Below are 18905 nucleotides of genomic sequence, written 5' to 3'. Positions count from 1 at the left end.
TGATCAGGCCAGCGGCGGAATGCGCAGCACCCAGCCCGGCTGGATCAGGTCGGGATCCTTCACCGGCGGCGTGTTCGCCTTGACGATCTCGGTGTACTTGGCGCCCTTGCCCTTGCCGTAGTTCTCCTCGGCGATCTTCCAGAGCGTGTCGCCCTTCTTCACCGTGTAGAACACGGCGGCGGCCGCCTCCTTGTTGACGATCAGCTCCGATTCGACCGAGCCGACACCGGCGGTGTTGCCGATCGCCAGGATGATCTTCTCGGCCTCCTCGGTGCTCAGCGCCTTGCCGGAGACCTTCACCTTGTCGCCCGTGACGTCGATCTTGACGTCGGATGGCAGGCCGTGGCCGGCCAGTTCCTTCTGCAACTGATCTGCCGTCGCCGCATTGGCCGAGCTCGACCCGAAGATCTTGGCGCCGGCTTCCTTGATGAAACTGAACAGACCCATAGCATGCTCTCCTGGCGCGCCTTCCGTTCGACCAGGATCGGTCGAACGCTAGGACTTCACGCAACCCGACAGCCTTGGAGCATGTTCTGGTCGCAAAAGTGGCGTCACCTTGCGGAACACGTTCCCGGACGGGCAACCCATCAAGCCCATTCGGAACGACAACTGCAAGACGAAACCGCGTCGCCGCCCTTCCCTCGCGCTGTCGGCACTGGCAGAACGGAGCCGAACCAAAGAACGCCCGTCATCGACACCGCGAAAGGCCAGCCATGACCGCTCTTTCCCTCGAACAGGCCAGCCTGATCATCGACGGCGCTCTGAAATATGCGCGCGACAACGCCCTGAAGCCGCTCGCCATCGCGGTGCTGGACGCGCGCGGCGCGCAGAAATTCTTCCTCGCCCAGGACGGCACGAGCCTGAAGCGCGGCGAGATCGCGCTCGGCAAGGCCAATGGCGCGATCGCGCTCGGTGTCGGCCCGCGCACCCTCAACAAGATGGCGCTGGAGCGCCCGCACTTCATCAACGGCGTCGCGCTCTCCGTCGGCGGGCCGGTGGTGCCTGTTCCCGGCGGAGCACTGATCCGCAATGCCGAAGGCGACCTCATCGGCGTCGTCGGAATTTCCGGCGACACCTCCGACAATGACGAGGCGGCAGCGCTTGCCGGCATCGCCGCGGCAGGGCTGGTTGCCGAAACCGGCGGCTGAATTCTGCTATCGTCACATGCGGCCCTGCCTGCCCGGCCTTGCGCCATGTCGCATTGCAAGGCCGGCGGATTTCCGGCAACGGGTGCGTGACCGGCGGCCCTTGAAGCCGTCTCAGGAACTGCGACCATGAACATCGCCGCCGCCATCGAGGGCGAAACCGTCCAGACCGACGTGCTGATCATCGGCGCCGGCCCTTGCGGCCTGTTCGCCGTGTTCGAGCTCGGCTTGCTCGACATCAAGGCCCATCTCGTCGACATCCTGCCCAAGGTCGGCGGCCAATGCGCCGAGCTCTATCCCGAGAAGCCTATCTACGACATTCCCGGCTTCCCGCTCGTCACCGGCCAGGGGCTGGTCGACAATCTGATGGAGCAGATCAAGCCCTTCGGCGCGACCTTCCATCTCAACCAGATGATCGAGCAGGTCGAGGTACTGGGCACGCCCGAGGCGCCGCGCTTCCGCCTGCGCACCGACGCCGGCACGGTGTTCGAGGCCAAGGCGGTACTGATCGCTGCCGGCGGCGGCTCGTTCCTGCCGAAGAAGCCGCCGATTCCCGGCATCGACGCCTATGAGGGCCGCAATGACGGCGGCGGCGTCCATTATGCCGTGCGCAAGATGGAGCTCTTCCGCGACCGCGAGATCCTGATCGTCGGCGGCGGCGATTCGGCGCTCGACTGGACGCTGAGCCTGCAGCCGATCGCCAAGCGGGTGACGCTGATGCACCGGCGCGACGATTTCCGCGCCGCCCCGCATTCGGTCGAGCAGATGCGCGCCCTCGTCGCCTCCGGCGCCATGGACCTCCGGCTCGGGCAGGTGATGGGCCTCAAGGGCGAAGGCAACGATCTTCAGGGCGCGATCTGTCGCGACAATGCCGGCGCCGAGTTCGAGATCGCCTGCAATACGATGCTGCCCTTCTTCGGGCTGACCATGAAGCTCGGGCCGATCGCCGATTGGGGCCTGAACTTGCACGAGAACCTGATCCCGGCCGACACCGAGAAATTCGAGACCAACGTGCCCGGCATCTTCGCCGTCGGCGACATCAACACCTATCCGGGCAAGCTGAAGCTGATCCTGTCCGGCTTCCACGAGGCGGCGCTCGCCGCCCAGAAGGTCCACCGCTACGTCTATCCGGAGAAGCGGCTGACCTTCCAGTACACGACCTCGTCGAGCGCCTTGCAGAAGAAGCTCGGCGTGGCTTGAGGCTGCACGTCATTCTCGGGCGAAGCGAAGCGCAGACCCGAGAATCTCATGCAGGATAAAGCGCCTTTCTCGTCCTGAGATGCTCGGGTCAAGCCCGAGCATGACGCCTGTCCCTACCGCACCACCGACATGACCGACGATGTCTGCATGTCATGCGCGGCCAGATCGCGCGCCGGGCGCGCAACCGGCTCGGGCAGAACCGGCTGGAGCCGCGTTGCCAGCGAGCCGGATGGGCCGCTATGCGTCGGCGCCTCCGCAACCACGCCCTCTTCCTCCGGCGGCGTTACGCGATCGCGCAATTCGGCGATCGCGCCCTCGAGCGGGTGGAAGCTGAAGCGGACCTTGTGCGTGCCGGCGGGGACCTGCACAGCGCGGAAGAGGACGTTGGCCTTGAGGATATCGACCTCCTGCCCGTCGACCTCAGCCTTCCACCAGGGATGCCAAATATCGTTCAGCACGACGAAGCCGGGCTGGGCGCTCGTGACCTCGATCTCGACCACCGTGTTGCGATAGCGCTTCAGCTTGACCTCGGCATTGGTCGCGACCGGCCCGTCCGGCACGCCGGGCTCCGGCTCCTGGTCGAGCAGGACGACGCGCTGCGGATCGATCTCGGGCCATTTGCCGGCTGACTTCATCCCCTCGAAATCGGCGAGCTGCCAGCCACCGACGAACATGACACGCGGCAGCGCCCGCGGGTTCTCGTAGATGTAGCCGTCCTTGGTATAGGCGATGAGCTTGAGATCACCGGCGCGCAGAGCGCCATCGACCTGGCCGATCGGCACCCGCGTCGCGATGTAGCGCAGGCCGAGGAAGTCGGCGAGGCGGCAGCGATAGGACGGGAACAGCGGCGTGAACACGCGCTCGCCCGGCGCCGCGATCGAATCGCGCGTGCCGACCGCATCCGAGAAATCAGCGAGCCGCAGCGGGTTGTAGCCCAGCGTGTGATCAAAGCCGTGGATCATGCCGGCATTGGGCCATTCGAAACCCATGCCGAGCAGCTCGACCCGGTCGCGCCGGGCTGAATCCGGCGGCTGCGCGGTGAGTTTCTTGAGCACGGCGACGGTCTCGTTCTTGGTCTCCGGCCGCAGCACGTCATAGATCTCGGGCGCCAGCGCCGTGGCCTCGTTCGGGCCGTTATTGGCGGCAAGGTCGGCGGCGACGACGCCGGTGACGATCAGGCTCGCGGCAAGCGGAGCAGCAGCGCCGCGCCAGCGCGTCAGCACGACGAGAAGCAGAAGTGCGCTCGCGAACCACGCCGCGGCGGTCGCGCTCGGCAGCCAGGCCTGGCCGAGATGCCCGGCCTGGCGCGCCACCAGCAGAGCGAGGCCAATGAGCAGCGCGATCGCACCAGCGCCGATGCCAAGATCGCGCAGGGTCGCGCCCGGCTTCTCCTCGCTGAGGATGCGGTGCAGCAGATAGCCCGAGAGCACGGCGCCCAAGCCCCCGATCAGGAAGGTCGCGTCGGCTGGCCGCCGGAACACCTTGACGCCCGGCAGATAGTCATAGGCCAGGTGGAAGAAGGGCGTGTAGCGGCCGAGCGCGAACAGCACCATCAGCACGAACAGGATGGTGAAGGGCCGGATCGCCTTGTCCCAGAGCCAGCCGCGCGTCAGCCCCGGCACGATCAGCAGCAGGAAGGGCAGCGCCCCGACATAGACCTGCCCCATGTTCTTCGAGAGGAAGAGCTCCTTGGCGTTCCATTCCGGGCTGTAGGGGCCCCAGAACTCGGTCGCCGGATCGCGCACGCCGAACAGATCGCCGACGAAGGCGGTCAGCAGCGAAGCCGGGTGCAGCGAGCCCCTGCCGGCTTCGACGAGATCGATCGCCGGCCGCGTCGTCGCCTCGGCGAAGAGCCAGGTCCAGAGCAGGGGCACCGCGATGGTGACGATGCCGGCAAAGCAGGCCGCGGCAATCGGCGCGATGCTCTCGCGGACCCCCACCCAGCCCTCCGAGAGCCAGTAAGCCACGACCATGCCGATCAGGATATAGGCGCCGAGCAGCGCCACCTGGTCGGGCTCGAGCACCATCATGCCGGCTGCAAAGCCGGCGAGCAGCCCATAGCGCAGCGAGGCGCGCTGCAGCATCCGCGCCGTCAGCCAGAAGGCGAGACCGAAGAAGGCGAAGCTGGCGATCTGCCCGACATGCTGGACGCGCCAGGCCGCCGAGGCGCCGAAGGCGAAGACCAGCGCCGCCAAGAGCGCGCCCGCGGGATGCCAGTTGCGGTCGCGGAAGAACATCAGCATCGCGAGCCCACCGACCAGCAGATGGGCCAGCACATAGGCATCGACCGCGCGGAAGCTCGGCGAAGGGTTGAACAGCGCCAGCAGGATGGCGGGCGAGAAGATCAGCGATTGCGGATCGGCGACCTGGGGCGAGCCGGCGAAGACGTTATGCGTCCAGAACGGCGACTGCCCGGAATGCAGCGCCTGCGCCAGGAACTGAATCTGCGCCTGGAAATGCGCCTTGGCGTCGAACGGAATCGTCACCGCCCCCGACAGCCAGGGCCAGCACAGCGCCACCCAGGCGCAACAGAACAGCGCGGCCGCCAGCCAGTAGCTGGAGCCCGATCTCCACAAGGCTTTCAACTGGACCCCCAAGGCCCCCGGCGTACTCGGCCACACATGATCGCGCGCCGATCACGCCGATGTGATCACGGTCGACGATGATGGTTCCGAGGTGAACCGAAACTGAATGAAACTGAACGGCGGGGATCAGCGGTTCAGCTTGGCCTCGGCAGCGTCAACTTGCCGCTGCTGGCGGCACGGTTCAGCGCTTCTGCGCCACCCAGGCGGCAAGCACGCGCCGCTCGTCCGCGGTCATGCCCGAGAGATTGTTCGGCGGCATGGCGTGGGTCAGCACCGCCTGTACGCCGATGGCGCGGCGCTGGCGGGCGATCAGCTCGGGCTCGTGCAGATAGACGCCCTTGGGTGCGATCCCGATGCCCGGCCAGGACGGCTCCGGCGCATGGCACATGGCGCAGCGCCCGGTGACGATGTTGGCCACCTCCGGCGAAGGCGGCACGAGGCCGGCGAGCATCACCGGCTTCGCCGCTTCGAGCGGTTTCAGCCCGAGCCGCTCGCGCCCGCCGGGCGAGGACGCCATCGCCACCCAGAAGGCGAGCCAGAGCGCCAAAGCCGCCACCGCCCAGGTCCACCAGGGCGACTTGGCATGGTCGGCATGGCGGACATTGTAGAAATGCCGGATCAGTGCGCCGGCGACGATGATCAGCGCGACCAGCGCCGGGATCACCACCGAGTTGGCATAGGTCACCGGGTAGTGGTTCGCCAGCATCAGGAACAGCACCGGCAGGGTGATGTAATTGTTGTGCAGCGAGCGCTGCTTGGCCTGCTTGCCGTATTTCGGATCGGGCACCTCGCCGGCGACCATCGCAGCGATGGTCTTGCGCTGGCCCGGCATGATCACGAAGAAGACATTGGCCGACATGATCGTCGCCATCAGCGCGCCGGTATGGATCAGCGCGCCGCGCCCCGAAAAGACGGACGCGAAGGCCCAGCTCGCCGCGACCACATAGCCGAAGCCGAGCAGGCCGAGCACGACATCGTTCTTGCCCAGCGGAGACCTGCAGAGCAGGTCATAAAACAGCCAGCCGCCGGCCAGCGCCGCGATCCCGATCGCGCCCGCCGCAAAAGGCGAGAGCGCCATCACCGCAGGATCGATCAGGTAGAGCTCGGACTGGGCGTAATAGACCCAGACCAGCAGGAAGAAGCCGGAGATCCAGGTCCAGTAGGCCTGCCATTTGTGCCAGGTCAGCTCCTTCGGCAGCACCTCCGGCGCGACCAGGTATTTGCGCATCGCGTAGAAACCGCCGCCATGGACCTGCCAGGCGAGGAACTGCGTCGGCTGGCCGGCTTCGGTCCGGGGCGCATCGGGCGCGGCCCGCAGCGAAGCGTCGAGATGGATGAAGAAGAAGGACGAGCCGATCCAGGCGATCGCCGCGATTACGTGCAGCCAGCGCAGAAGCTGGCTGCCCCACTCCATCAGATATGCCTCAAACACGGCCGGGCTCCCGGCGGGACCGCGTGCGAACGAATTGACAGGGCGGAATCCGGGAGGGAACTTGCATCGCGGTCCAGACTAGGTTCGCAGCCTTGGAAGGCAAGCGTCATTCCCGCCGCACGACGCGGCTTCAGCGAGAGGTTCAAGGCATGGGGCGTTTGTCGACGCATGTGCTCGATACGGTCCATGGCAAGCCGGCCGCCGGCGTCGCGATCGCGCTCGACGCATTGCTGCCGGATGGCAGCCGCGAACGAATCGCCGACGTCGTCACCAATGCCGATGGCCGCACCGATACGCCCCTGCTCACCGGCACGCTGCCGGTCGGCAGCTATGAATTGACCTTCGCGATCGGCGACTATTTCCGCCACCTCCATACGAAATTGCCCGAGCCCGCCTTCCTCGATCTCGTGCCGATCCGCTTCGCCATCGCCGAGCCGCAAGGGCACTACCACGTGCCCCTGCTCGCTTCGCCCTGGAGCTACTCGACCTATCGCGGCAGCTGAGGCGTTTTCGAAAAGGAGCATCTCCGAAAAGAGCAGCTCCGGCGCCTTCGACCGGACGCGACTCCGCGGTAAACCGGATCGCGGAAAACAGCTCTCGTTCCAATCGCTTGCCGACTGTTCCTGAATCATCGCCACATGGACTTGAATCGCCCTATGAGCACGACCTATCCGCGCGACCTCGTCGGCTATGGCCGTAACGCCCCACATCCGCATTGGCCGGGGCAGGCGCGCATCGCGGTGCAGTTCGTGGTCAACTACGAGGAAGGCGGCGAGAACTGCATCCTGCATGGCGATGCCGCCTCGGAGGCCTTCCTTTCCGAGATCGTCGGCGCCGCGCCCTGGCAGGGCCAGCGCCATATGAACATGGAGTCGATCTACGAATACGGCTCGCGCGCCGGCTATTGGCGGCTCTGGCGCATGTTCACGCAGCGGAACATGCCGGTCACGGTCTTCGCCGTCGCCTCGGCCCTGCAGCGCTATCCGGAGATCGTCGGATCGATGCAGGAGGCCGGCTGGGAGATCGCCACACACGGCCTGAAATGGATCGACTATCGCGACCTGCCGGCCGAGACCGAGCGCGCCCACATCGCCGAGGCGATCCGCATCCAGACCGAGCTCGCCGGGGAGCGCCCGCTCGGCTGCTATCAGGGCCGGACGTCGCAGAACACCATTCCCCTGACCATGGAAGAGGGCGGCTTCCTCTACACCGCCGACGTCTATGCCGACGAACTGCCCTACTGGCTCGAAGGTCCGCACGGCCCGCAGCTCGCCGTGCCCTATACGCTCGACGCCAACGACATGCGCTTTGCGACGCCGCAGGGCTTCAACAGCGGCGACCAGTTCTTCGCCTATCTCAAGGATTCGTTCGACACGCTCTATGCCGAGGGCGAAACCGCGCCGAAGATGATGTCGATCGGCCTGCATTGCCGCCTCGTCGGCCGGCCCGGCCGCGCCGCCGCGCTCGCCCGCTTCCTCGACTATGTCCAGAGCCACGACAAGGTCTGGGTCGCGACGAGGCTCGACATCGCCCGCCATTGGGTGAGGACGCATCCGCCGGAAGGCGGCTATCGGCCCTCGCGCCTGCCGCGGGCGCTGTTCACCGAGGTCTATGGCCGTGTCTGGGAGCATTCGCCCTGGATCGCCGAGCAGACCCACGCCGCCGGGCTTTCGCCTGAGCAGGACAAGGCCGAAGAGCTGCACAGAGCGATGGTCGCGGTGATGCGCAAGGCTCCGCGCGAGCGGCAGAAGGCCCTGCTCGACGCCCATCCCGACCTTGCCGGCAAGATCGCCGCCGCCGGCGAGCTGACACCGGAATCGGCCAGCGAGCAGGGCTCGGCCGGGCTCGACCGGCTGACATCGGACGAGCGCGCCCGCTTCACCGCCCTGAACGAGGCCTACAAGGCCCGCTTCGGCATCCCTTTCATCCTTGCGGTCAAGGGGCTGACCAAGGCCGACATCCTCGCCTCCTTCGAGGAGCGGCTGAAGAGCACCCCCGAGCAGGAGTTCGACACCGCATTGGCCGAGGTCGAGAAGATCGCGCTGATCCGGCTGAAAGACCTGCTGCCGGACGCTTGAAGAAGAACATCCCCGTCATTGCGAGGAGCAAAGCGACGAAGCAATCCAGGGGCGGCAGGGGTCTACGCCCTCCTGGATTGCTTCGCTGCGCTCGCAATGACGGATTGGCGCAGCCGCGTCCTTACAGCCCGCTGACCAGATGCCCACCATCGACCGCGACGACCGCGCCGGTCATGTAGCGCCCGGCATCGGATGAAAGCAGCAGCAGCGGCCCGTCGAGATCGTCGAGTTCGCCGGCGCGGCGCATCGGGATGCGCTTCTTCAGCGCCTCGCCGGCGTCGCCCGCGAAGAACTCGCGGTTGATGTCGGTGACGACATAGCCCGGCGCAAGCGCGTTGACCCTGATCGCGTGCCTTGCCCATTCCAGCGCCAGCGCCTTGGTCATCTGGATCAGCCCGGCCTTGGAGATCGCATAGGGCGCAACCCTGCCCGCGACGCGCTCGCCCAGGATCGAGGCGATATTAACGATCGCGCCGCCCCCATCCTGATCGGCCATGATCTTCGCCGCCATCTGCGCTGTGAAGAAGCAGCCCTTCAGATTGACGTCGAGCTGCGCATCCCACTGCGCCTCGCTGACCGAGAGCGCAGCTTCCGTCTCGCCGACCCCGGCATTGTTGACGAGCACGTCGAGCCCGCCAAGCAGCTTGGAAGCCTTGGCGACGCTCGTCTCGATCGCAGCGACCGAGCTGACATCGAGCGCCAGCGGCATGACCCGCCCAGGCAAGCCCTCGCAAGCACGCGCCAGTTCCTCAAGCCGCTCAGTCCGGCGCGCCGCGGCAGCGACCAGCGCACCCTTCCCAGCGAGCAGCCGGGCGAAGTGCGCACCAAGCCCGGAAGAGGCGCCGGTCACCAGAATCCGCTTGCCCTTGAGATCGTCGAACATCCGCCACCCGCCTCCGTGTCGGCGAGAAGGGACAACGCCTCGCCGCGGTGGTCAACCTCGCGGCAGAGGAACCCCGCCGCCGCCCGAACGTTCTTCGTCGAGCATCATTTCGGACGGGGGATGTTCCATGTTTCGCATTCTGCTGGTGATCGCGGTCATCGCGATCGGCTACGACGCCATCGTCCATCAGGGCGCCTACACGCGCGACCTCTGGTACAAGGCGGTCGGCGCGACCGAGCGCGTCGTCGACGAAGCCAAGCGCGTCGGCGAGCGGAAGCCCGACGAGCCGCCGCGCTCGCAGACGAATTAGCGCCGATTCATTCAAATTCTGCTGTCATCCCGGACGCAGCGAAGCGGAGATCCGGGATCCATTCCGGAACCTCTATCGGGAAGGCTCCGGAATGGATCCCGGGTCTCACTTCGGTCGCCCGGGATGACTTGATCAGGGGTGAGGCAGATTCAAGCCGCTTCCCGCGCCAGCACCGCCCGCTCGACCTCCCCGGCAATCGCGTCGAGCATTGCCGTCTCGTCGCCCGCGAGGCCTTCCATCGCCGCCATGCGGGCGAGCACGGTCGTGGCGACCTTCTCCTCCACCGTATCCTCGGCATAAGCGTAGAAGATCGTCGCGTGCTGGCCGTCACGATGGCAGCGCCCTTCGATCTGTTGGAGCTGGATCGCGCTGTGGCGGAGGTCGTGGACGACGAGCGCCCGCTCGCGTTCGCCCCCTGGCATCTCGGCCTTATGCAGCGAGATCGACTCGGTCACGGTGAAGACCACGGCGTCGAGCTTGCCGGTCTGGAAGGCTATGCGGGTGGCCTCGTTGGCCTCGCCGGAATACTCGCCGGTGATCGAGCCGACGCGCCAACCCTTGCCTGAGAGCTTCTCGGCCAGCATCGCGCCGGTTTCGAGGAAGGCGACGGAGATCGCCACCTGCTCGTCATTCTCCAGCAGATCCTGGCAGAACTCGGCCGTGCCGGCGGTGCGCAGCAGGCTCGCCTTCTGGCGGAAGCGCAGATCGGCGGCCCAGCCGGCGGGCTTGCGGGTCGATCCTCCCGCGAGACCGAGCTCGCGCCGGAACTCGCGCCAGGTCGCGTCGTAGAGCTTGCGCTCGCTGGCATCGAGCGCAACGGGGGCGAGTTCGCGCTGCACCTCAGGCCAGCCGGCGATCTCCTCCGGCCGGCGCCTGAGCCCGATGGCGTTGGCGCCGCGATAGAGCAGGCCCGCCATCACCTTGCGGTCGCTCTCGTTCGGCTCCCAGCTCCAGTTCTTCCAGCGCCCCTTGGCCCGGCCCATCTTCAGCCGCTTCATCAGCGCCCGGAAGCCGTCGAGATCGGCGCCGGGCGCTCCCGTCGCATCACTCAGCAACCTCGCGAGATAGGAAAGTTCGTGCGGTGCCTGCCCGGCCGTCGCGCTCATATAGATCGTGAACTCAGCCGTCGCGGCCATCTGCCGGCAGACCAGCCCCTGTTGCGAGTTCGGATTGCGGATGCGGTGCGCTTCGTCGATCACCACCAGCGGCCAGATCCGCTTTGGCGTGCCGAGCTTGGCGAGCTCGTTGTTCTTCGCTCGCGTCGAGCGCTTGCTGCTGGCTGGAGGCGGAGCCAGCAGCGACTTCGTCCGCTCGAAATTCATCAAGGTGAGCTTCTTCGCCGGCAGCCCGGCATGGGCGATGGTGCGCCGCCATTGCGGGATCGCGCCTTTCGGGCAGATCACCAGCACCTCCTGCTCCGGCATCGCCGAGAGGGCGAGCCAGGCCGACAGCGTCTTGCCGAGCCCGGTCAGGTCGCCGAGCAGGAAGCCCGGCTTGCCCGCCGCGCGCGCCGCCAGGATCGCATCGCGCGCGACAAGCTGATGCGGATGCGGCACCATGATCTCGGGCACATCGCTCTTCACTGGAACGCTCATGCCTGCCGGACCTCGGGAACCGGAGCCCGCTCGGTCGCCATCGCCGCCAGCACATCGGCGTGCTGCAGTTCCTCGATCAGCACGCTCAGGAAATTCGTCACCACCTTGGGCAGAGCCCGGCCCGACATCGTCTGGATCTGCAGGCTGCGCGGCGGCAGGTCGCCATCCCTGAGCGGCAGCGCCACCACCGAGCCGTCCCGGATCGAGGCGCCGAAGGTGATCGAGCTGGCGAACATCACGGCGCCACCCAGTTTGCAGAAATGGCGCAGGCCCGCCACATTGGTCGAGGTCAGCACCGCGTCTACGGTCAGTCCGCGCGCGGAAAAGTAGATGTCGACGATCTTGCGCACCGTCGCCTCGCTGTCGAGCACAGCGACCGGGTGGGCGAAGATGTCCTCGACCCTGACCGCATCCTTGCCTGCCAGCGGGTGGTGCGGCGCGACGAAGGCGTAGGTCCGTGCTGCGCATTGCCAGTTGATGGTGACGCCGCGCTCCTGCTGCAGCACGAAGGTCAGCCCGAGATCGACCGTGCCGGTGCGAACATGCTCGGTGACGACCTGCGGCGACATCACCTTGACGTCGAAAGCGACGTCCGGGTGCTGCTGGCGGAAGGCGAAGATCACCTCCGGGATGAAGCTGACGGCGAAGCCCTCGGTGACGCCGAGCCTGATCAAGCCCTTGCTGGCGCCGCGCAATTCACGGATTTCGCTGACGACCTGCTCGCTCTCCAGTTCGAGGCGCTGGGCGTAGGCCGCGAGCGTCTGTCCGGCCTGGGTCAGGATCATGCCGTGCGAGCGCCGCTCGAACAGCGCGGCGTCCAATTCCTTCTCGAGATTGGCGATCTGGCGGCTGACGGCCGAGCCGGCAACGCGCAGGCGCTGCGCCGCGGCGCTGATCGAGCCGGTCCGCACTACCGACAGGAAATACCGCAAGGCCGGGGTCTGCATGAGCGTGCAGTAGCCGCCCCTTGCCGTCTCGGCAACGATCCTTTCGATTCATTCTTATGGCGGCAAGCACGAAGCTGTGCAGAGTTTGTGTCGCCGGCGTGACGGTGGCTTCGTGCTGCCCGCCGAACGAGACAAGCGACAACGCTGCGAGGGGAAAAAGATGCGCTTCTTCGACAAGGCCTCAACGGCCCTGGCCGCTACCATTTTGGCTGCGACCGCTCTTGCGACGCCAGCCTTGGCCCAGAAGGCGGCCAACACCGTCCGCTTCGCCTATGATCAGGCGCCGGAAAGCGTCGACCCGTTCTTCAACAATGTCCGCATCGGCGTGATCATCGGCGCCAATGTCTGGGACACGCTGATCTACCGCGACCCGAACACAAACGAATACAAGGGTCAGCTCGCCAAGAGCTGGAAGCAGGTCGACGACAAGACCATCGACTTCGAGCTGCGCGAGGGCGTGAAGTTCCACAATGGCGAGGAGTTCGACGCCGACGACGTCGTCTACACGCTGAACTTCATCTCCAAGACCGAGAACAAGGTCGTCACCCAGGGCAACGTCAACTGGATCGCCAAGGCCGAGAAGCTCGACAAGTACAAGGTCCGGCTGACCACAAAGGACATCTTCCCGGCCGCGATCGAGTATCTCGCCGGCCCGGTCGTGATCCACCCGAACGAGTATTACGAGAAGGTCGGCCCCAAGGGGCAGAACGAGAAGCCGGTCGGCTCCGGCCCGTACAAGGTCACGAACTACGTGCCGGGCAAGTCGATCTCGCTCGAGCTGAACAAGGACTATTTCAAGGATTCGCCGAAGCCGCAGCCCAAGGTCGGCAAGTTCGAGATCCGCTTCATCCCGGATCGCCAGACCCAGATGGCCGAGATGCTCTCGGGCGGCGCCGACCTGATCATGCACGTTCCGAAGGACCAGGCCGACCAGCTCCAAGCCGTGCCAACGCTGCAGGTCGTCTCGGGCGAGACGATGCGCATCGTCTTCATGCAGATGAACATCCAGGACGGCACGCCGGCCCCCGCCCTCAAGGACGAGCGCGTCCGCAAGGCGATCATCCACGCCATCGACCGCGAGGCGATGGTCAAGAATATCGTCGGCACGGGCTCGCGCGTCATCAACACGATCTGCTTCCCCTCGCAGTTCGGCTGCACCGACGAGGGCGCGGCCCGCTACGCCTACGACCCCGCCAAGGCGAAGGCGCTGCTGGCGGAAGCCGGCCATCCCAGCCTGACCATGGACATCGTCGCCTATCGCGAGCGCAACCAGACCGAGGCGCTGATCGGCTATCTGCAAGCCGTCGGCATCAAGACCAATCTGCGCTTCCTGCAATACGCCGCAATGCGCGAGCAGATCGCCAGCAACAAGGCGATGCTGACGCACCAGACCTGGGGCTCGTTCTCGGTCAACGACACGTCGGCGGCGACGCCGAACTACTTCGCCTTCCGCAGCGAGGACATCACCCGCGACGCCGCCGTGCGCGACCTGCTGGAGAAGGGCAACAACTCGGTCGATCCGGCAGTGCGCAAGGAGGCCTACAAGGCCGGCCTGAAGATCATCGCCGACAAGGCCTATGCCGTGCCGCTCTATTCGCTGCCGGTCTACTACGTCGCCAACAAGGACCTGAACTTCAAGGCCTATCCGGACGAGCTCGTCCGCTTCTGGGAGATGGGCTGGAAGTAAGGGGCTCCTTTCCTTCCAACGAACGGGTCATCCCGGACAAGCCGCGAAGCGGCGCCGAGCCGGGATCCATTCCTGAACGGTTCAGGCATGGATCCCGGCTCTCCGCTAAGCTCCGGCCGGGATGACTGCTTAAACCTTAGAAAATTGAAGGAAGCCCCGGTGTTCGGCTTCATCGTCAAACGGCTTGGCCTCGCGCTGCTCGTCGCGCTTGCGGTCTCGGCCATCGCCTTCTTCCTGCTGCGCCTCTCCGGCGACATCGCGGTCGCGATCGCCGGCGAAGGCGCGCAGCAGGCCGATCTCGACGTCATCCGCAAGACCTACGGGCTCGACCGGCCGCTCGTCGTCCAGTACCTCGACTGGCTGCTGAAGACGCTCTCGGGCGATTTCGGCACCTCGATCTATTTCAAGACCGACGTCGCCACGCTGGTCTTCGCCAAGCTGCCGGTGACGCTGATCCTCGGCGTCTCCTCGCTCGCCTTCGCGCTGGCGATCTCGATCCCGCTCGGCGTGCTCGCCGCGATCTATTCCAACAGCTGGATCGACCGGCTGGCGCTCGCCATCGCCGTCTTCGGCCAGGCGATGCCGAACTTCTTCTTCGCGCTGATCCTGGTGATGCTGTTCTCGATCACGCTGCGCTGGCTGCCGGTCTCCGGCTCGGGGACCTGGCTGCATTACGTTATGCCGACGATCGCGCTGGGCTACTACACCGCGCCGGCCTTCATGCGCCTGATCCGCGCCGGCATGATCGAAGTGCTTTCGGCCGACTATATCCGCACCGCCCGCGCCAAGGGCCTCTCGCCCTATGCCGTCGTCATCACCCATGCGCTGCGCAACGCTGCCGTGCCGGTCGTGGCGCTGACGGCGGTGCAGCTCGGCTTCCTGCTCGGCGGCTCGGTAGTGATCGAGACGATCTTCGCGCTCGATGGGCTCGGCTACCTCGCCTATCAGAGCATCACCTACAAGGATTTCCCGGTCATGCAGGTCATCGTCCTGCTCCTCTCGGTCGTCTACGTCCTGCTGACGCTGCTGGCCGACATCGCCAATGCCTGGCTCGATCCGCGCATCCGGGTGTCCTGAGATGAGCGACGCGACCTCCCTCCCCCTCGCCACCAGCGACGTCACCGGCGGGCGCCGCCTGCTGCGCCGGGCGCTGGCCCAGAAATCCTTCCTGTTCGGCTTTGGCCTGCTGCTGCTGTTCGTGGTGCTGGCTTTGCTCGCCCCGGTGCTGGCGCCGCACGATCCCTATCTGCAGAACCTGACGGCGCGGAACGTCCCGCCGTTCTGGTACGACAAGGGCAATTGGCTCCACCCGCTCGGCACCGACCCGCTCGGGCGCGACTATCTCTCACGCCTGCTCTACGGCGCCCGCATCTCGCTGCTGATCGGCATCAGCGTCGTCGCCATCGCCGGGCTGATCGGCACGACGATGGGCCTGCTCGCCGGCTATTTCGGCGGGCGCATCGACATGGCCGTGACCTTCATGGTGACGACCCGCCTCGCCATGCCGGTGATTTTGGTGGCGCTCGCGGTCGTCGCCATCATCGGCTCCTCGCTCTGGATCGTCATCCTGGTGCTCGGCCTGCTGAAATGGGACCGCTTCGCCGTGGTGATGCGCAGCGCGACGCAGCAGGTCCGCTCGCTCGACTACATCACGGCGGCGCAGGCCTCCGGCGCGAGCACGACGCGCATCATCCTGCGCGAGATCCTGCCCAACATCGCCCCGCACCTGATCGTGGTGGCGACGCTGGAAGCCGCGAGCGCCATCCTGCTCGAAGCCGCGCTCTCCTTCCTCGGCCTCGGCGTGCAGCCGCCGCTGCCGTCCTGGGGCCTGATGGTCTCCGAGGCCAAGGCCTACATGTTCTTCTCGTTCTGGCTGATCGCCCTGCCCGGCACGGCGCTCGCTTTGCTGATCTTCGCGATCAACCTCGCCGGCGACGGCCTGCGCGACGTGATCTCGCCCGAAAAGCGCAACTGATGCATCCCTGCCCGTCCCGACCCACAGCCCTCATCCTGAGGAGCCGCGCAGCGGCGTCTCGAAGGATGTTCCAGGAGGTTCCGGAACCATCTGGAACATCCTTCGAGACGCGGACTGACGTCCGCTCCTCAGGATGAGGGCTGAGAGTCAGGCTACTCAAGTCTAGATGGAGAACGCCCCATGACCCGCGCCAAGGCGATCGCCCATGCGCTCGACTATTTCGACTCCGGCAGCTTCAAGAGCGACCTGTCGCGGCTCGTCGCCATGCCGACGGAGAGCCAGAATCCCGACCGTGCTCCCGTGCTCGCTGAGTATCTAGACAAGGAGATGCAGCCCCTGCTGGAGAGCCTCGGTTTCACCTGCACGATCCTCAACCATCCCAAGGCCAAGGGGCCTTTCCTCTTCGCCGAACGCTTCGAGGCTGAAGGCCTGCCGACCATCTTCGGTTACGGCCATGGCGACGTCATCCGAGGCCTCGACGCGCAATGGGCCGAAGGCCTGTCGCCCTGGACCCTCACCGAGCGCGGCGACCGCTGGTATGGCCGCGGCGTCGTCGACAACAAGGGCCAGCACCTGATCAATATCAGCGCGCTGAAATCGGTGCTCGAGACGCGCGGCAAGCTCGGCTTCAATGCCAAATATCTGATCGAGATGGGCGAGGAATGCGGCTCGCCCGGCCTACGCGAGCTCTGCATCGAGCAGAAGGAGCTGTTCAAGTCGGATGTGCTGATCGCCTCCGACGGGCCGCGCCTCAATGCCGAGCGCCCGACCATCTTTTTGGGCGCCCGCGGCGGCGTCACCTTCGACCTCACCATCAACGCCCGTGAGGGTGGCCACCACTCCGGCAACTGGGGCGGCATCCTCTCCGATCCGGCGATCCAGCTCGCCCACGCCATCGCCTCGATCACCTCGCCGACCGGTCAGATCCGCATCCATGAATGGGTGCCGAAGGAGCTGCCGGCGGCCGTGCGCAAGGCGCTCGCCGATTGCGAGATCGACGGCGGCCCCGATGGTCCGACCATCGACCGCGAGTGGGGCGAGCCCGGCCTGTCGCCGGCCGAGCAGGTCTTCGGCTGGTGCTCTTTCGACGTGCTGGCGATGAAGTCCGGCGTGCCGGAGACCCCGGTCAACGCCGTGCCGCCGAGCGCCTGGGCCCGCTGCGCCCTCCGCTTCGTCGTCGGCATCGATCCGGACGACGTCATGCCGGCGCTGCGCCGCCATTTCGACCGCCATGGCTTTGGCATGGTCGAGATCACCAAGGCGCGCGATGCGGTCTTCAATGCGACCCGGCTCGATCCCGACGACCCCTGGGTCGAATGGGCGCTGGCCTCGCTCGCCAAGAGCACCAACAAGAAGCCGGCTTTGCTGCCCAATCTCGGCGGCGGCCTGCCCAACGACATCTTCGCCGATATCGTCGGCATGCGCACGATCTGGGTGCCGCATTCCTATCCCGGCTGCTCGCAGCACGCCCCGAACGAGCACGTTCCCGTCGCGATCCCGCGCGAGGCGCTCGGCCTGATGGCCGGCCTCTACTGGGATCTCGGCGAGAGCGACCGGCCGGCGCTCTGAGGCAAGGCGGCCTGCTGGCCGCCTTCGCCATGCTCCCGATCAAGGACGGCTGCGTCCGGACGCTGCCGTTCCAGGCTCTCGCGTCATGCCGGGCAGATCGTCGTCCATGACGCGCTCCCTACTGCCGAGGCTCCTGCGGCTCGCGCGGATCGCGCGCCGGCGGCAGGTCGATCGGCGTCGCCGGCGGTCCTTCTGGCGGCGCGTTCGGCGGCAGTTCCGGCGGCGGGTCGTTCGGGATGCCGTTCGGCTCGTTGTCCGGCGGGTTCTCGATCGGCGGTGCCGGCGAGACCTCGCCCGGGTTCATCGGCGGCAGTTCCGGCGGGGGTGTCGGACTTGTCGGCACGCCGCCTGGCGGTCCGCCGGCCTGATGGGTCGTTGTCATGAGGGCACTCCTTGCATGCCTCCACAAACGTCCGTGCCGCGCGAAGGTTCGCGGCGGGAAGCGCGGAACAATGCCGCGGCTCGCAGCTTGGTTCGGCAGGAAACCAGCAATGGAGCAGCACCATGCCGGATGATGGAAAACCGCGCGAGAACCCCGCTTTGCTCGACGAGCGCATCGAGAACGATCCCGTCCGCCCCGAGGACGCTTCGGTCCGGCCGGATCGAGACGCACCGATCAGTGATCGCCGCCGCGCCAGCGACCAGACCAATGTCCATGACGTCGGCAGCGACGCCAACGACACCCTCGACGGGCTGACCGAACAGGAGGAGGCCGTCCGCCACGCGGCCGAAGATATCCCGACCGGGCAGGAGCCGGCCGGCAAGACCGAGGCGACACCCGTCTTCGATCGTGCTTCAAAGCCTCCCAAGGTCTGACGCAGCGGCGCTATTGTTGGCCCGCCGCCGGCAGGGGATAGCAGCACATGGGCAGACTGGCTCTCGCTTTGCGACTTGCGACGGTCGCGCTCCTCGCTGCGGCCGGGACCGCGCAGGCGCAGACCGCCGACCTGCTCGCCTGCAACGGCCCCTTCGCCCGCGATGCCGACGAGGCGGCCTTGATCAAGGCTTTCGGCCCCGGAAACGTCCAGCGCGCCCGGATCGAGATCGGCGAAGGCGAGAAGGCGGCCGGCGCCATCCTCTTCCCCAAGGACCGCAAGCGCCGGCTGGAACTGATCTGGCGTGATGGAGCCAAGCGCCGCCAGCCCGGCACGATCTATGTCCGCGAGGGTTCGGGCTGGGAAGTCGCGGGACCGGCAGGCGAGCGCCTCGCCGTCGGCACGCCCGTCGCCGCGGTCGAGGCCGCCAATGGCAAGCCCTTCAGCATCCTCGGCTTCGACTGGGACTATTCCGGCACCGCCGCCGACTGGCAGGGCGGCAAGCTCGCCAAGGCCTTCGGCGGCTGCAAGCTGACGATCCGCTTCGGCTACCCCAAGGGCGCCGACGCCAAGGCGCTCGACCGGCTCTCGGGCGACAAGGAATTCTCCTCGTCCAACCCGGACATGCGCCTGGTCAAGCCCACGGCCTATGAGATCCTGCTGTCCTGGTCGGACTGAGCCGGC

At 66.6% G+C, this 18905-nt stretch carries 18 protein-coding genes; 11 read left to right on the top strand and 7 right to left on the bottom strand.

All coding sequences use genetic code 11. The features are described from left to right. Positions 1-3: 3 nt before the first annotated feature. Positions 4-447, bottom strand: coding sequence for a peptidoglycan-binding protein LysM (gene lysM, locus ASE66_RS17960; RefSeq protein ID WP_057191042.1), 444 nt, complete (start codon positions 445-447; stop codon positions 4-6). 266 nt (positions 448-713) lie between these two features. On the opposite strand from lysM, the gene ASE66_RS17955 reads away from it, so the two are divergent. Both ASE66_RS17955 and ASE66_RS17950 read left to right on the top strand, forming a co-directional pair. Next, on the top strand, positions 714-1148 hold the full coding sequence (locus ASE66_RS17955; protein ID WP_057191041.1) for a GlcG/HbpS family heme-binding protein: 435 nt from the start codon (positions 714-716) through the stop codon (positions 1146-1148). Positions 1149-1274: 126 nt separating this feature from the next. Further along, positions 1275-2345, top strand: a complete 1071-nt coding sequence (locus tag ASE66_RS17950; protein WP_057191040.1) for an NAD(P)/FAD-dependent oxidoreductase — start codon at positions 1275-1277, stop codon at positions 2343-2345. 113 nt (positions 2346-2458) lie between these two features. Here the strand turns inward: ASE66_RS17950 and ASE66_RS17945 are convergent, their stop codons facing one another. Both ASE66_RS17945 and ASE66_RS17940 read right to left on the bottom strand, forming a co-directional pair. Then, positions 2459-4930 (bottom strand): YfhO family protein, encoded by a 2472-nt coding sequence (locus tag ASE66_RS17945; RefSeq protein ID WP_244494969.1) that lies wholly within the window; start codon positions 4928-4930, stop codon positions 2459-2461. A 181-nt stretch (positions 4931-5111) separates the two neighbouring features. Then, a complete protein-coding gene (locus ASE66_RS17940) occupies positions 5112-6344 on the bottom strand; it encodes a urate hydroxylase PuuD (RefSeq protein ID WP_057191038.1) in 1233 nt (410 codons plus the stop codon). A 167-nt stretch (positions 6345-6511) separates the two neighbouring features. Here ASE66_RS17940 and uraH point away from each other — a divergent pair, with 167 nt between their 5' ends. Together uraH and puuE are read left to right on the top strand one after the other, a co-directional pair. Then, positions 6512-6865 (top strand): hydroxyisourate hydrolase, encoded by a 354-nt coding sequence (gene uraH, locus ASE66_RS17935; protein ID WP_057191037.1) that lies wholly within the window; start codon positions 6512-6514, stop codon positions 6863-6865. Positions 6866-7018: 153 nt separating this feature from the next. Further along, positions 7019-8440: an allantoinase PuuE gene (puuE, locus tag ASE66_RS17930; RefSeq protein ID WP_057191036.1), complete on the top strand. Its 1422-nt coding sequence runs from the start codon at positions 7019-7021 to the stop codon at positions 8438-8440. Positions 8441-8561: 121 nt separating this feature from the next. On the opposite strand, the gene ASE66_RS17925 is transcribed toward puuE, so the two are convergent. Continuing rightward, a complete protein-coding gene (locus tag ASE66_RS17925) occupies positions 8562-9323 on the bottom strand; it encodes an SDR family NAD(P)-dependent oxidoreductase (protein WP_057191035.1) in 762 nt (253 codons plus the stop codon). A gap of 127 nt (positions 9324-9450) precedes the next feature. Between ASE66_RS17925 and ASE66_RS17920 the strand changes: the two genes are divergently transcribed. Beyond that, positions 9451-9633: a hypothetical protein gene (locus ASE66_RS17920; RefSeq protein WP_057191034.1), complete on the top strand. Its 183-nt coding sequence runs from the start codon at positions 9451-9453 to the stop codon at positions 9631-9633. A 149-nt stretch (positions 9634-9782) separates the two neighbouring features. Here ASE66_RS17920 and ASE66_RS17915 read toward each other — a convergent pair whose 3' ends face one another. Together ASE66_RS17915 and ASE66_RS17910 are read right to left on the bottom strand one after the other, a co-directional pair. Next, positions 9783-11228 (bottom strand): SNF2-related protein, encoded by a 1446-nt coding sequence (locus tag ASE66_RS17915; protein ID WP_244494968.1) that lies wholly within the window; start codon positions 11226-11228, stop codon positions 9783-9785. Then, on the bottom strand, positions 11225-12175 hold the full coding sequence (locus tag ASE66_RS17910) for a LysR family transcriptional regulator (RefSeq protein WP_057191032.1): 951 nt from the start codon (positions 12173-12175) through the stop codon (positions 11225-11227). Before ASE66_RS17910 ends, ASE66_RS17915 begins: the two co-directional genes overlap by 4 nt. A gap of 160 nt (positions 12176-12335) precedes the next feature. Here ASE66_RS17910 and ASE66_RS17905 point away from each other — a divergent pair, with 160 nt between their 5' ends. The 4 genes from ASE66_RS17905 (at position 12336) to ASE66_RS17890 (ending at position 17406) form a co-directional block, all read left to right on the top strand. Then, positions 12336-13862 (top strand): ABC transporter substrate-binding protein, encoded by a 1527-nt coding sequence (locus tag ASE66_RS17905; protein WP_057191031.1) that lies wholly within the window; start codon positions 12336-12338, stop codon positions 13860-13862. Positions 13863-14021: 159 nt separating this feature from the next. Continuing rightward, positions 14022-14939: an ABC transporter permease gene (locus ASE66_RS17900; RefSeq protein ID WP_057191030.1), complete on the top strand. Its 918-nt coding sequence runs from the start codon at positions 14022-14024 to the stop codon at positions 14937-14939. Position 14940: 1 nt separating this feature from the next. Further along, the gene (locus tag ASE66_RS17895; RefSeq protein WP_057191029.1) at positions 14941-15837 is read left to right on the top strand and encodes an ABC transporter permease; all 897 of its coding nucleotides are present in this window, start codon (positions 14941-14943) and stop codon (positions 15835-15837) included. Between the two features lie 180 nt (positions 15838-16017). Further along, positions 16018-17406, top strand: coding sequence for a M20 family metallopeptidase (locus tag ASE66_RS17890; RefSeq protein ID WP_057191028.1), 1389 nt, complete (start codon positions 16018-16020; stop codon positions 17404-17406). Between the two features lie 118 nt (positions 17407-17524). On the opposite strand, the gene ASE66_RS17885 is transcribed toward ASE66_RS17890, so the two are convergent. Then, a complete protein-coding gene (locus ASE66_RS17885; protein ID WP_156412208.1) occupies positions 17525-17788 on the bottom strand; it encodes a hypothetical protein in 264 nt (87 codons plus the stop codon). Between the two features lie 122 nt (positions 17789-17910). On the opposite strand from ASE66_RS17885, the gene ASE66_RS17880 reads away from it, so the two are divergent. Both ASE66_RS17880 and ASE66_RS17875 read left to right on the top strand, forming a co-directional pair. After that, positions 17911-18222: a hypothetical protein gene (locus ASE66_RS17880; protein WP_057191026.1), complete on the top strand. Its 312-nt coding sequence runs from the start codon at positions 17911-17913 to the stop codon at positions 18220-18222. 47 nt (positions 18223-18269) lie between these two features. Continuing rightward, positions 18270-18899: a hypothetical protein gene (locus ASE66_RS17875; protein ID WP_057191025.1), complete on the top strand. Its 630-nt coding sequence runs from the start codon at positions 18270-18272 to the stop codon at positions 18897-18899. The last annotated feature ends 6 nt before the right edge of the window (positions 18900-18905 follow it).

Origin of the sequence: Allobosea sp. Root483D1 (assembly GCF_001429505.1) — a bacterium.
Classification (GTDB): Bacteria; Pseudomonadota; Alphaproteobacteria; order Rhizobiales; family Beijerinckiaceae; genus Allobosea.
Note: the sequence above shows the minus strand (reverse complement) of the source record. Positions and strands in the feature narration are given on the sequence as shown.